Here is a 14,331-nt window from a genome sequence, read left to right as displayed (position 1 = left end):
TCATTGGAACATTTTGGGGAACAAAATCCTCTTCATAATTAGGATTACTGTAATCATACGGCCAACGATAAACTACCGGAAGCTCTCCTGGCCAGTTACCATGTAGATGTTCAACAGGCGCAGTCCATTCGAGTGTATTAGAATTCCAAGGATTTTGAACGGATTTCTTTCCGTAAAAAATACTACTAAAAAAGTTGTACAAAAATATAAGCTGAAATGCCCCGCCTATTAATGCGAAAGTAGTTATCAATACATTCACGTTTTGTAAATCATCAAATAGTGGAAAATTTGTATTAGTGTAATATCGTCTCGGTAAACCAGCTAAACCTATAAAATGCATAGGGAAAAAGACACCGTAAGCACATATTGCGGTAACCCAGAAGTGAACATACCCCATATTTTTGTTAAGCATTCTTCCAAACATTCTTGGAAACCAGTGATAAATACCTGCAAACATACCATATAAAGCAGATATACCCATCACCAAGTGAAAGTGAGCCACTACAAAGTAAGTATCGTGTACATTAATATCAAGAGTACTATCTCCTAAAATAATACCAGTTAAACCACCAGTTATAAATGTTGAAACTAATCCAATGGCAAATAGCATGGCTGGATTAAACTGTAAGTTACCCTTCCACAGCGTTGTTATAAAATTAAAAGCCTTAACGGCAGAAGGAATCGCAATCAATAGTGTCGTAAAAGTAAACACTGAACCTAAAAATGGATTCATACCCGACACGAACATATGGTGACCCCAAACGATTGTCGATAGAAAACCAATGGCAATAATCGACATAATCATAGCTCTATAACCAAAGATTGGCTTACGTGCGTTAGTTGCTATTACCTCTGATGCAATACCTAAGGCAGGCAACAATACGATATAAACCTCAGGATGACCTAAAAACCAAAATAAATGCTCAAAGAGAACAGGTGATCCACCTTGATAATGTAAAACCTCCCCAGCGATATAAATATCAGAAAGAAAAAAGGATGTACCAAAACTTCTATCAAATATTAATAGCAATGCTGCGGACAACAATACAGGAAAAGAAACCACACCGATAATTGCTGTAACAAAGAAAGCCCAAATAGTAAGAGGCAAACGTGTCATTGACATACCCTCTGTTCTTAAATTAATTACTGTCACAATATAATTCAATGAACCCATTAATGAGGAAGCAATGAAAATAGCCATAGAGATCAGCCAAAGAGTCATCCCTAACCCCGAGCCACCAATCGCCTGCGGCAGTGCACTTAACGGAGGGTAGATTGTCCATCCTGAATTAGCCGGACCAGACTCAGCAAACAATGACGAGATCATTATTATGCTTGATAAAAAGAATAACCAATAGGAAAGCATATTCATAAAACCGGAAGCCATATCACGCGCACCTATCTGAAGTGGTATCAATAAATTACTAAACGTACCACTTAACGCTGCCGTTAATACAAAAAACACCATTATAGTACCATGTATCGTGACTAAAGACAGATAAATATCATTCGTCATAACTCCATTCGGAGCCCATTTATCACCAAGTAATACATTAAAAATCCTAAAAGACTCTTCTGGCCATGCCAATTGCATTCTAAAAAGCAATGACATACCAACACCAATAACTCCCATAAAAATACCTGTAATCAAGTACTGCTTAGCAATCATTTTATGGTCAAGACTAAATATATACTTAGTAATAAAAGTCTGTTTATGGTGGTGTTCGTGTTCGTGATCGTGAACTTCTGCTGACATATGTGTATACTTTAAATATTCTTAATAATTATTTCATGGCTATTTTAGCGACAGACGTTGAATCATTTGTCTTTATACTATCTCCCGCCGGAGCGCCATCCTCAACTGCTGGAGCGTTGGCCGCTTTAACCTGCTCGGCAAGCTTGGTCTGCTCCTTCAACCATATTTTATAATCTTCAGGAGTATCGACAACTATTTTCATCTGCATGTTGTAATGTGAGGCACCACATATCTTATTACAAAGAAGTAAGTAATCAAAACTGTACGGATCTAATGCCGCTTTGCCCTCAGCCACAAGCCCAATACTCTTCTTGGCACGTATTGCATTGATATTAGCTACTTTCTTTACCATGTACGGCAACTCTCTATATTCGGCAGTTGTGTAAATAGGCTCAAAGGCAAACTCAGTAACCATTCCTGGAACACAATTCATTTGCGCTCTAAAATAAGGCATATAAGCTGAATGGAGAACATCTTGCGAACGCATCTTAAAATGTATTTTCTTACCCTTTGGTATATGCAATTCTTTAACAACAATATCATCTTGAGCATAAGGATCAGCCATGTCGACCCCTAGAATATTCACTCCTTCTATATATCTAACATTGGCCTTACCCAAAACATTATCGTCACCTGAAACTCTCGCTGCCCAATAAAACTGTTGTCCATAAAGCTCAACTACAATTGCATCATCCTCTTCATCGATAAACATAATATTCGTCCAAGCATAAAGACCATACAAAATTAAACCCGCCAATATGATCGCAGGAATTACACTCCAAAGTGCCTCCAACTTATTATTATCAGCGAAGTATAACGCCTTTCTATCTTTTCTCCCTCGATACTTAAAAGCAAAATAATATAACAGTACCTGAGTTATGCCTTGAACAATAAAAATTAAAATCCAAGTTATATTCATAAGGTTATCAACTTCAGCACCGTGCGCAGAGGCAGGGGTATGAAGAACAAGTGGACCCCAGGTATACAAACCGTATATTGTGAATATGTATATAAAAGCTAAAAAGCCAAACATTAAATAACCTTGTACATTATTATCGTCATCAGAAGCTACTTGAGAGCCATCCGCATCAGAACCTACTTGAGTGAGGTCAAATATTTTAGTCAATTGCCACAAGGCAACAGCTAATAAAACCAAAATTATAATTACCAACAAACTTGTCATCTGTTTCTTTCTTTAAATATTAATAATGAAAATGTTTACTCTCTTCGATGTAAGGATTTCTCTTTGGCAACAGGGGAGATTTAGCCAATGCCGTAAAAACAACATATATAAATAACCCAAGGAAGAACAGAACCGAGGCAACCTCTGACACTCCAATAAACCACCTATCTCCGACCGTACCCGGCATTACCATATTGAAAAAATCAATGTAATGTCCTGCTAAGATAACAACACCCGCCATAACAAGTATCCATGTAATTCTTTTAAAATCTGTATTAATTAAAATCAATATAGGAAATACAAAATTCATAACAACTGCACCGAAAAAAGGTAAATTATACATCTCTATTCTCGTTATGAAATAAGTAATTTCTTCAGGAATATTTGCATACCAAATTAACATAAACTGTGAAAACCAAAGGTAAGTCCAGAAAATACTAAAACCAAACATAAATTTTGCTAAATCATGAATATGACTCGTATTAACATGTTCTAAATATCCACTTGATTTCAAGTAAAGGCTAACTAATGCTATCACCGTGATCCCACTTACAAAGAAACTTGACAAAACGTACCATCCGAACAATGTACTAAACCAATGCGGATCGATAGACATAATCCAATCCCAGGACATAATTGACTCGGTCACAATAAAAAAGACCAAAAACCCGGCAGATATATTAAAATTCTTCTTATAAAAACTATCATCATTAGATTCATCCTGAGACAAACAATTTTTTGCCGAATAATACCTGTACAAATTCCATCCACCCAAAAAGAAAGCAGCTCTTGCAATCCAAAAAGGAAAATTTAAATAACCAGATTTTGTCGCAATAAGCGCATCATGAGCAACTACTTCAGGATCTAACCAAATAAACAAATGATTAAAATGTAAGCCACATAATATTAAAAACACGAAGAAAATAACTGAAGCGTATGGCAAAAAGGCAGTAATCCCTTGCATTACTCTAAACAGTACTGGAGACCAACCAGCCTGCGCGACTTGTTGAATAGCATAAAAAGCTAAAACACCAAGAGGAAAAAGCAAAAAGAATAAACACGCAACATAAAACGCAGCCCAAGGCTTATTTTGTAATTGATGCAAAACATGAGTCAAATGTTCTTCATGTTCAGCAGCCTCTTTAGCCACATCATGACCAGCAACTACAGCATGAAATTCTGCAACGTCACTATGTGACTCAACTTCATTATGGCCTACTTCTGCTGCAGGAGCCATATCAGCACCCGAAGCCGGCACAACTTCATTATGACTATCTACTGCATCATGCGCCTCAGCGCCGCCAGTAGCAACATCATTTTTCGCTTCACCATGTCCTCCATGGTCTTCAGCGGCAAGAATCATTTCAACTTCTTGAATATCTTTAGGTGCAGTTAAAAAACCATACCCTATTCCCAATAGCCCAAGGGCCATCAAAATGATAGACAAATTTTTTAATTTACTTGAAAATGTATACATATCTATTACGATCAGTTTGTTCAACAATTATAATTTGCTCTTCAGTTTTAGAACATAGTCAGCAATTAACCAACGCTCATGGGCACTTACTTGATTAGCATGAGAACCCATTGAATTAATACCATAAGTAACAATGTGAAAAATGCTACCCTCAGTAATAACTCTGTCCTTATAACTTGGAACACCAAGAAACTTTTCTCTGGTCACTAATACTCCCTTTCCATTACCAACAGCTCCGTGACAACTTATACAGTATATTTCGTATAAAGCTTGTCCCTCACCTGAATTTCTATCTAAACTATCAATCGGCGATTTACTACTAGCTTTAGCTAATTCATATCCCTCCGTTGTATCTTCATAGCCATACGGTTCAAAGCCTCTCTTTATAGTCCCAGATGCGGGAAGCTGACCTTCCTTACCATTTTTGAATGCTTTAGACTCAGAATACGTTTCATAGCCAACTGCTTCATACATGTTAGGAAAGTACTGATAATTCGGTGCTAAATTATCATGGCAAGATGCTACTAGCATAGTAATGCCAAATAATAGTGTTATTTTGTATACCCTTTTCATATCTAAATTAATGCTTTTCAATTACTTTAACTTCTACAGCTCCCGTACTTTTGAAAAAAGAAACCAATTCTTCCTCATTATTATGAACGGCTACTTCCATTAAGAAGTGATCATCTGTTGTTCTTACATCAGGATTTTCCGCTTGCTTAAAAGGCCATAATTTACTTCTCATATAAAAAGTAATAACCATTAAATGCGCGGCGAAAAACACGGTCATCTCAAACATAATTGGCACAAATGCCGGCATGTTTTCAATGTAACTAAAACTTGGCTTACCACCAATATCCTGCGGCCAATCCTGAATCATAATATAATTCATCATCCAGGTAGCGAAGGTAATACCAATACAACCGTATATGAATGAACAAATAGCTAATCTAGTTGGCGCAAGCCCCATCGCTTTATCCAAACCGTGAACCGGAAATGGAGTAAAAACTTCCTCAATATGATGATGAGCTGCTCTGGTCTGTCTAACCGCATCCATCAATATATCATCGTCATTGTAAATGGCGTATATTACTTTATTACTCATGGTGTAAATCTTTATTAGCTGCTCTTTCTCTTATGTAATTATCTCCGGTCCCTTTCAATATAGTTTTAATCTCTGCTTGTGCGATTACAGGAAAGGTTCTAGAGTACAATAAAAATAATACAAAGAAGAAACCAATTGTTCCTATAAAAATTCCTATGTCAACAAACGTCGGTGAAAACATCGTCCATGATGAAGGTAAATAATCTCTGTGCAAAGAAGTAACAATAATTACAAATCTTTCAAACCACATCCCTATGTTTACGACAATCGATAAGACAAAAGAAAACATGATGCTTGTTCTTAATTTTTTAAACCACATGAATTGCGGCGACAACACATTACAAGACATCATCATTAAATATGCCCACCAATACGGCCCTGTAGCTCTATTTAAAAAAGCATATTGCTCATATTCAACACCGGAATACCACGCGATGAAAAGCTCAGTTATATAAGCGACACCGACAATAGAACCAGTAATCATAATTACAATATTCATCAATTCAATATGTTGAATCGTAATATATGCCTCAAGCTTAGATACTTTTCTCATAATAATAAGTAAAGTATTTACCATCGCAAATCCTGAAAATACCGCACCTGCCACAAAATAAGGAGGAAAAATAGTCGTATGCCATCCAGGTATTACAGAGGTTGCAAAATCCATTGATACAATAGTATGAACTGAAAGCACAAGAGGTGTTGCTAATCCAGCAAGAACCAGGGATACTTCCTCAAAACGCTGCCAATCCTTAGCTCTACCACTCCATCCAAAACTTAATATGGAATATACTCTTTTGTTAAAAGGAGTTATCGCTCTATCTCTTAGCATAGCAAAGTCAGGTAACAATCCCGTCCACCAGAAAACTAAAGACACAGACAAGTAAGTGGAAATTGCAAATACATCCCAAAGTAATGGTGAATTAAAATTCACCCACAAAGATCCGAATTGATTTGGTATAGGAAGTACCCAATACGCCAACCACGGACGACCCATGTGTATAATCGGAAATAAACCCGCTTGGATAACGGAAAAAATGGTCATTGCTTCTGCAGAACGGTTAATTGCCATCCTCCATCGCTGACGGAATAATAATAGTACCGCGGAAATCAGAGTTCCTGCATGACCAATACCAACCCACCAAACGAAGTTTGTGATATCCCATGCCCAGCCAACTGTTTTATTTAATCCCCATGTTCCAATTCCTGTTGATACAGTGTAAATTATACAAGCTACTCCCCATAGGAAAGCTGTTAATGCGATTGAAAATACAATCCACCAATGTTTGTTTGCTTTACCTTCAACAGGCGCAGCTACATCAACTGTTACATCGTGATAAGATTTATCACCTATAACTAAGGGTTTTCTAATGGTTGCTTCGTAGTGAGACGACATAATCCTTTATCTTGTTTCTTAATTAATAATTTTTTGTACTAAGTATTTCTAACTTTAACGTGGTAAATCACATTAGGTTTTGTTCCAACATGCTCTAGTAAATGATACATTCTTTCATCTTCAGCTAATGCAGTAATTTTACTATTTTTATCATTGACATCTCCAAAAGCCATTGCCCCGTTAGAGCAAGCATTTGAACATGCAGTTTGAAACTCTCCATCAACTACTTCTCTTCCTTCTTTTTTCGCATTCAAAATAGTCGCCTGTGTCATTTGAATACACATGGAACATTTTTCCATAACTCCACGAGAACGAACATTTACGTCAGGATTTAATACCATACGTCCTAAATCATCATTCATATGATAATCAAACTCACTATTCTTGTTATACAAGAACCAGTTAAAACGACGTACTTTATATGGACAGTTGTTAGCACAATAACGAGTACCAACACATCTGTTATAAGCCATATGATTTTGACCTTGACGGCTATGTGATGTTGCAGCCACAGGACAAACTGTCTCACATGGCGCATGATTACAATGCTGACACATTACAGGCTGGAATGAAACTTGAGGATTATCTCCTGCTTTCTCCATTTCATTAAATGTAGACAAAGAACTTGATAACCCAGAAATATTCTCTTTTCTTTCATTATCACCTTCAAAGGTACTTTCTGAAGAATAATATCTGTCAATACGCAACCAGTGCATATCACGACTTCTTCTAATTTCAGATTTTCCTACTACAGGAACATTGTTCTCAGCATGACATGCTATTACACAAGCCCCACAACCAGTACAAGCATTCAAATCTATAGAAAGATTAAAGTGATGTCCAACAGAACGATCAAACGACGTCCATAAATCCACTTTTGTAGCTTCTACTTCTTCATGGTTTAAAGATACCATCGGAACTTCATTCCAAAACTTAGCATCCTTAGTATTAAATATCTCCAAAGAAGTTTCTTTGATAATATCTCCTCTACCCATTAATGTTTTTTGACCTTGAACACAAGCAAACTCGTGATCATCTGTATCCGCTTTCACTAACGTCACAGATTGCACATCATTAAAACCTTTATATAAAGAGTAAGCATTTATACCTACTTGCATTTCTTCTTTCAAAGCCGCTTTGCGACCATAACCTAGAGCCAATCCAATAGTCCCAACAGCCTGACCTGGCTGAACAATTACTGGAACATTATCCAACTTCAAACCATCCGCTGTAGTAATTGTGGCATAGCTTCCGTTTAGACCACCATTAGCAACGATTTCATTAGACATTGATAACGCTTTCGCATCAGCATTTGAAACAGTAACATAATTATCCCAAGATACTCTTGTAATAGGATCAGGAAACTCTTGCAACCATGGATTATTAGCTTGTTGACCGTCACCCATCCCTGTTTTGGTGTATAAAACCAATTCAAAACCAGCAACAGCTTTGGATTTTGACAGCGCACTTGCAGCACCACTAAAATCAGCGGCAACACCAGATAATGATTGACTAGATCCAACATAAACACCGTCATGTACTACTTTATTCCAAGTAGCACCCGCAATAATAGAAGATGAATTTGCTTTTAAATAATCATAATACGGACCAGAAATTCCATTTATAGACATTAATACGTCTTGAAATTGCTTTGTATCAAACAATGGACGAATAGTTGGCTGTGTTAAACTATAAGAGCCTTTAGTTAAACTTAAATCACCCCAAGCCTCTAAATAATGAGGAACCGGAGCAGCTATTGTACTAACAAGAGCAGTTTCGTCTTCTTTTAAAGTTAAAGAAACAGAAGTAGTAACTTTTTTTAGTCCTTCAACAAAGGATGTCGTATCCGCTAATGTATAAACAGGGTTAACACCACTCATTATCAAAGTATGAACGCTTCCACCTTTCATGTCCTTAATCAATTGCGCCACCTTATCATTTGATCCCTTTCTAATCTGTCTTGTCCCAGAAGTACTAAAGGCCTCGCTATTTAACACTTGATTAATAGCCAAAACCAATAGTTGAGCATTTTTATCCTGAATGCCCGAAACTAAAACACCTTTTGAACCAGCAGCCTTTAATTGCTGCCCCGCTTTTGTTACTTCAGACTTAAACTTCTCTTCTAGACTAACAGCAACAGAAGATCCAGTTACTATATTATAGATGTGTACTAATGATTGCTTTTGATTTGCAGTCGACATTGGCAAACGTCTATCAGCAGCCGCACCAGATAAAGTCATATTTGACTCTAACTGAAAGTGACGTGACATTTTTCCGTTTTTAGGAACTCTCCCTTGAGTATAACTCGAATCATAACCTCCACCTTGCCAATCACCTAAAAAGTCAGCACCTACAGAGACTATAAGTGCAGCTTTTGAAAAGTCATAATCTACCAAAGCTCTTTCACCGTAAACAGTTTCAAAAGCATCAAGCGTTTCAGATGAAGACACGGCATCATAAACGACGTGTTTCGCATTTGGATTCGCATCAATAAATTGACCGATTAGTTTTTCAGTAGACGGACTAGCCAAAGTATTAGTCAGCAATACTACTTGACCACCTTTAGCCTTAGCGTCTGCTATGCTTGATTTAATTTTCGAATCTACAGCTGACCAAGTTGAATCTTTACCAGCAATTTTCGGCGCTTTCAAACGCATACTATCATACAACGATAATATCGAAGCGTGAATTCTTGCATTAGCAGTGAAGTTAGCTCCAGTAATAGTGTTATTGTCTATTTTAATAGGACGCCCTTCACGCGTTTTAACAAGTAAATTTGCGAAATCAAAACCATCAAAAACAGAAGTAGCATAGTAATCTGCTACTCCCGGTATGATTTGTTCCGGCTGTAATACATAAGGAATTGACTTGTGAACTGGACCCTCACATGCCGCAAGCGTAGCCGCCGCAGTACTGAATCCAACGTACTTTAAAAAGTCACGACGGGATGTTGAAGAAGACATTGACTCCTTACTTCCTAAAAATTCTTCAGTAGGAATTGCTTCAACAAATTCGTTATTTCTAAGCGCCTCAACAATAGAACCGTTCTCTAGTTCTTCAACACTTTTCCAGTATTTTTTGTTTGATGACATTGTATATAAATATTAAAATCTTAATAATTTGATTAATAGTGACACTTACCACACTCTAATCCACCCATTTGTGCTGCCGTTAATTTGTCAACACCATATTTTTTAGAAAGTTCATCATGAATTTTAGTATAATATTCATTCCCTTCCATTTTAACGTTAGTTACTCTGTGACAATTGATACACCAACCCATTGTTAATGGAGCAAATTGTTTTTGAATTTCATAAGTCTCAACCGGACCGTGACAGGTTTGACATTCAATTCCACCAACAGTTACGTGCTGTGCGTGATTAAAGTAAACAAAATCAGGTAAATTATGAATACGTACCCATTTTACAGGCTCCGTTTTACCGGTGTAAGACTGAGTAGCTTGATCCCATCCTACTGCCTTATATAATTTTTGAATTTGCTCATCATAGAATGCTTTGCTGTACTCTGGAGTCGCGGTAGTTTCTGCAACTTCCGCTATGTTTTTATGACAATTCATACAAACATTCAAAGAAGGAATTCCAGAATGCTTACTAACCCTAGCAGAGGAGTGACAGTACTTACAATTGATCTCATTATCACCAGCATGAATTCTATGTGAGTAATGAATAGGCTGAATTGGCTCGTATCCCTGATCAACACCTATTTGCATTAAGAAACCGTAAACAAAGTAAGCACTAGCCAACAGTAAAAATATTGCAGTTACCAATACTAAAAATTGATTTCTCGCAAAAGCAATCCATATTGGAGTAGTCGGCGTTTTAGGAGCCACTTCAATACCATTGACTTTCGCAACTTTTCTTAAAACATTATTCACCAATACCAACAGCACTACCAATAATGTCATAACAAGCGCAAGGGCACCCAATACTATGGTATTAGGTATACCACCTTGATCAGAACCACCTGCAACAGCCGCACCCGGTACCGCAACTGCCGCAGCTGCCGCTGGTTTTTCTTCGGAAGTATACGCAATGATATCGTCAATGTCTGTTTCGGTTAACGTAGGAAAAGCCGTCATATTAACCTTATTGTTCTCTTCATAAACTTTTACAGCCGCTGCATCACCTGACTTAATCATGGCAGCAGGGTTATGAATCCATTTATAGAGCCACTCTTTATCATGCTTCTGCGCAATACCTCTAAGAGCCGGTCCGGTCGCCTTGGCATCTAGCTTGTGACAAGCAGCACAATTTGAGTTAAAAAGTTCTTTACCCCTAACCGGGTCACCACCTAAAGTAGCTACCGGAGCGGCTGCTGGAGCTTCTGCTGCGACTGCTGGAATAGCATCTTGCGCAACTGAAGATAAGGAAACTGTTAGCATTAAAGCTAAGCTTAAAAATAGTTTCCTTGAGTTCGAATTATGGTTACCCACCTTTTTCATAAAATATAATGATTATCTACTAAAAATTGGCACAGTTTTCTATGTATGATACATCCAAAGCCTATGCGTTATTTTAAACTCCGACAAAAATACGACTTAGAAACTGTTCTTTAAAACCTTAAATAACCTTAATTTCAATTTATAATTGTTCTAAATAATAATTAAATTTCGCATTCATACATTAAATACTATTTTTGCCTACAAACCAAAACGTTATGAAAATTCAAGCAGTAAAACACCTCTTTTATTACTCTTTTATACTGAGTTTAGTATCAATTAGTTTAAGAGCGCAGGACCGCAACCTTACCATCACTCAAGATCCAAAATTTGAGCAATTATTAAATGAAAAAAGAAAAACAAACGCCTCGATAGCGGTAGATGAACGCTATAAGATTCAAGTTTTCAGCGGGGATAGCGATACAGCCAAGAAGATACTAACCGACTGCAAACTTGATTTTACAGATCTAGACGGCACTATTGTATTCAATACTCCAAACTATAAAGTATGGCTCGGCAATTTCAGAACCAAAATCGAAGCAGAGCGCCATTTAATCGAAATCCGCACAAAATATGAAAACGCTTATTTGATCAAACCGCAGAAATAAAAATAAGTCAAACCGCTATTATAAAAAATACTCCTATAATACCACAAAGCAATAAAACCAATCCTTTTTTAAGAGTGGTTTTCTGTTTTATAGCTTTGATATTGCCAGTTTTTGCAGGCACAAGCGGGACGCCTCCGCGAGCGTTTACGATCAACTACGCTCGCACCAGCTGGGGGTACAAGCGGGGGAAAATCGCGGAAGCTTTAGAAATTAAAGTCGGAGCGTTTTTTAATGAAGAAAAACCAATAGACGTTAACTCTAACGATAAAAGCATTGTAGAAAAGCTGCGTTTGCTCGACGAACTTGAAGATATAGAAAAACTCGATATTTGATATTATCGATATTGCGCTAAGTAAAAAACGCCTGAAAGACACGCTTTCAAAAGCTTTGAATATTGCTATGTAAATCTCACGACTTTGTATAAAAAACCGAGCAATTTGCTCGGTTTTTCATTGTCTTGTTTTGCTTGGCTTTTTTGTGGGTGCGAAGTCAGAGACATTCGTACAGCAGCCTAGACTTTTAAGAACTTTTACTTTACTGACGAACACTTCGGAGAGCTGGGGAATGTATAAAACTGAAAACTATAAAAGAAAAGAAGATTAAATATTTCATTTTACTAATTATTTTTATTAACAAAAAAAAGATATGATTAGTGCGATAATTGTTCCTATAACAAAAATTAGAAGGCGGTAATATTGTGAATTATAATACCTAGTAAAGGCATTATCCGTAGTTATTTTTTTTTAAAATCTATCAGTCCATAAGTAATAATAACTATTCCAATTAGATAATATAAATAAATCATTTTTTTTTCCAATTTTGATCTCTGGCTGCATCTAAACCATTATCCATAATATTAAAAACATTATCATTTACTATTTGCTCCATGGGTCCAAAACTATTAGAACCACCAACTTTTCGAGAAAGAGTTTCTATGATCCCTTTAGTAATAAATTTTTCAGGACTGAAATTACTTTACGAAATATCATTAACTTGCTCTAATAATGCACCAGTCGCTCCCATAAGACCTCCAAATTCAGCTATTCCTGCTCCGACCACAGCACCAGCCACCGCTCTACGAAGTGTGCTTCATAACAAAATAGTATTGCTCACTATTGCTGTGCGAATGTCTCCGACTTCGTACCCATGCCAATATTCCATTCTCACTTTATCAAACTCAATATTCATTGTATTTTGTGAAATTATTCAAATTTAAAACATCAACAATAGGAATAGCTGCTATTTCAATTTTTAATAATCCAGAATCTGAAACATAATTACTGGCGCTAGAATAAATATAATGAGATGCTTTCGCAACAATACTAGGGCGAACAGGATTGAGATGAGTATAATCCAGTTTTGACCACATAAATTTGTTGCTGTAAATTTCTTCTTGATGATTGCCATACTGCCAAAACTGATAATTCTTGTTTCTAGAATGACCGTCGGTTGCTAATTTAAAACGCTCCAACATCCATTCTCTTCTACTCTCTGGATCTGATTTTATTTTTTCTAAAATTTTTGAAGCTGTGAATTTTTTAAAATCTCGAAGCAAACCAGATAAATTTCCATCGCCAGATTGCACAATGATGTGTATATAATTGCTCATAATGACATATCCATATAAAACCATAGCCTTTTCTCTTATGCAGAAATCCAAGCATGCTACAACTACATCTCTGTAGCTTGTTCTTGTAAAAACATCAACCCAATCTACAACGGTTGCCGTTATGAAATGTATTAAAGTTTGGTATCTTATTTTGTAGCCATCTGACATCGCTTTTTTATCAAATATAACCGTTTTTTTTTTATAATTAACTGCTTGTGTTTGTTGCTTATTGGAATGGGTGCGAAGTCAGAGACATTCGCACAGCAGCCTAAACTTTTAAGAACTTTTACTTTTCAAAGAACACTTCGGAGAGCTGGGACATTCGCACAGCAGCCCGTAGTTTTTAAAAACTATTATTTTAAAGAACACTTCGCGCAGCTGGGGACTTTTATAAATTTTAAGAATTCCAACAACTCTAAAAAAAACGCAAAGTCAGAGACATTTGCGGAGCGCCCGCATATTAATAAACACTTCGGGGAGCGGGGGAGAGCCGAAGCAGTACCTTCTGCAGATGTTTTTAACCGTATTTCTAAAGCCTTGGAAGTGTCGCCCGATTACTTACTCAATGGAACGATTCAAGACAAAGCTAAAAATAATATTCAAGACAACGAACTCTTACTACAGTTCGAGAAAGTAGAAAAACTAAATGACCAAAAAAAATCACTCGTTAAAGAGTTTCTAGATGCTTTCATACTAAAAGCAAACTTGCAACAGCAACTTTCTTAACCGTAAAAAAAC

Annotated in this window: 12 protein-coding genes; 3 read left to right on the top strand and 9 right to left on the bottom strand. The window is 36.7% G+C overall.

Annotated elements, in window-relative coordinates; translation table 11 throughout:
• The 8 genes from A3SG_RS0114915 to A3SG_RS0114880 all read right to left on the bottom strand — a co-directional run.
• Positions 1-1,756 (bottom strand): cbb3-type cytochrome c oxidase subunit I (locus tag A3SG_RS0114915; protein ID WP_016990808.1); only part of this gene is annotated, 1,756 nt, incomplete at its 3' end.
• Positions 1,757-1,784: 28 nt separating this feature from the next.
• Positions 1,785-2,939 (bottom strand): cytochrome c oxidase subunit II, encoded by a 1,155-nt coding sequence (locus A3SG_RS0114910; protein ID WP_016990807.1) that lies wholly within the window; start codon positions 2,937-2,939, stop codon positions 1,785-1,787.
• 19 nt (positions 2,940-2,958) lie between these two features.
• The gene (locus A3SG_RS0114905) at positions 2,959-4,416 is read right to left on the bottom strand and encodes a hypothetical protein (protein ID WP_029596839.1); all 1,458 of its coding nucleotides are present in this window, start codon (positions 4,414-4,416) and stop codon (positions 2,959-2,961) included.
• A 27-nt stretch (positions 4,417-4,443) separates the two neighbouring features.
• Positions 4,444-4,989, bottom strand: coding sequence for a c-type cytochrome (locus A3SG_RS0114900; protein ID WP_029596838.1), 546 nt, complete (start codon positions 4,987-4,989; stop codon positions 4,444-4,446).
• A gap of 7 nt (positions 4,990-4,996) precedes the next feature.
• Positions 4,997-5,521 carry a DUF3341 domain-containing protein gene (locus A3SG_RS0114895; RefSeq protein WP_016990804.1) on the bottom strand — a complete coding sequence of 175 codons (525 nt, stop codon included), beginning with the start codon at positions 5,519-5,521 and terminating at the stop codon, positions 4,997-4,999.
• A complete protein-coding gene (gene nrfD / locus A3SG_RS0114890; protein WP_016990803.1) occupies positions 5,514-6,917 on the bottom strand; it encodes an NrfD/PsrC family molybdoenzyme membrane anchor subunit in 1,404 nt (467 codons plus the stop codon). Before nrfD ends, A3SG_RS0114895 begins: the two co-directional genes overlap by 8 nt.
• A 38-nt stretch (positions 6,918-6,955) precedes the next feature.
• Positions 6,956-10,009, bottom strand: coding sequence for a TAT-variant-translocated molybdopterin oxidoreductase (locus A3SG_RS0114885; RefSeq protein ID WP_016990802.1), 3,054 nt, complete (start codon positions 10,007-10,009; stop codon positions 6,956-6,958).
• A 32-nt stretch (positions 10,010-10,041) separates the two neighbouring features.
• On the bottom strand, positions 10,042-11,379 hold the full coding sequence (locus A3SG_RS0114880; RefSeq protein WP_016990801.1) for a c-type cytochrome: 1,338 nt from the start codon (positions 11,377-11,379) through the stop codon (positions 10,042-10,044).
• Positions 11,380-11,594: 215 nt separating this feature from the next.
• Between A3SG_RS0114880 and A3SG_RS0114875 the strand changes: the two genes are divergently transcribed.
• Complete coding sequence (locus tag A3SG_RS0114875) at positions 11,595-11,984, top strand: hypothetical protein (RefSeq protein WP_016990800.1); 390 nt, start codon at positions 11,595-11,597, stop codon at positions 11,982-11,984.
• Positions 11,985-12,085: 101 nt separating this feature from the next.
• Positions 12,086-12,316 carry a hypothetical protein gene (locus A3SG_RS0114870; RefSeq protein WP_016990799.1) on the top strand — a complete coding sequence of 77 codons (231 nt, stop codon included), beginning with the start codon at positions 12,086-12,088 and terminating at the stop codon, positions 12,314-12,316.
• A gap of 845 nt (positions 12,317-13,161) precedes the next feature.
• Here the strand turns inward: A3SG_RS0114870 and A3SG_RS0114850 are convergent.
• Positions 13,162-13,761: an REP-associated tyrosine transposase gene (locus A3SG_RS0114850; protein ID WP_016990796.1), complete on the bottom strand. Its 600-nt coding sequence runs from the start codon at positions 13,759-13,761 to the stop codon at positions 13,162-13,164.
• Between the two features lie 51 nt (positions 13,762-13,812).
• On the opposite strand from A3SG_RS0114850, the gene A3SG_RS20905 reads away from it, so the two are divergent.
• Positions 13,813-14,319 (top strand): helix-turn-helix domain-containing protein, encoded by a 507-nt coding sequence (locus A3SG_RS20905; RefSeq protein WP_157485494.1) that lies wholly within the window; start codon positions 13,813-13,815, stop codon positions 14,317-14,319.
• The last annotated feature ends 12 nt before the right edge of the window (positions 14,320-14,331 follow it).

Source organism: Flavobacterium sp. ACAM 123, from assembly GCF_000264055.1.
Classification (GTDB): domain Bacteria; phylum Bacteroidota; class Bacteroidia; order Flavobacteriales; family Flavobacteriaceae; genus Flavobacterium.
This window is presented reverse-complemented; position numbering and strand designations above follow the sequence as displayed.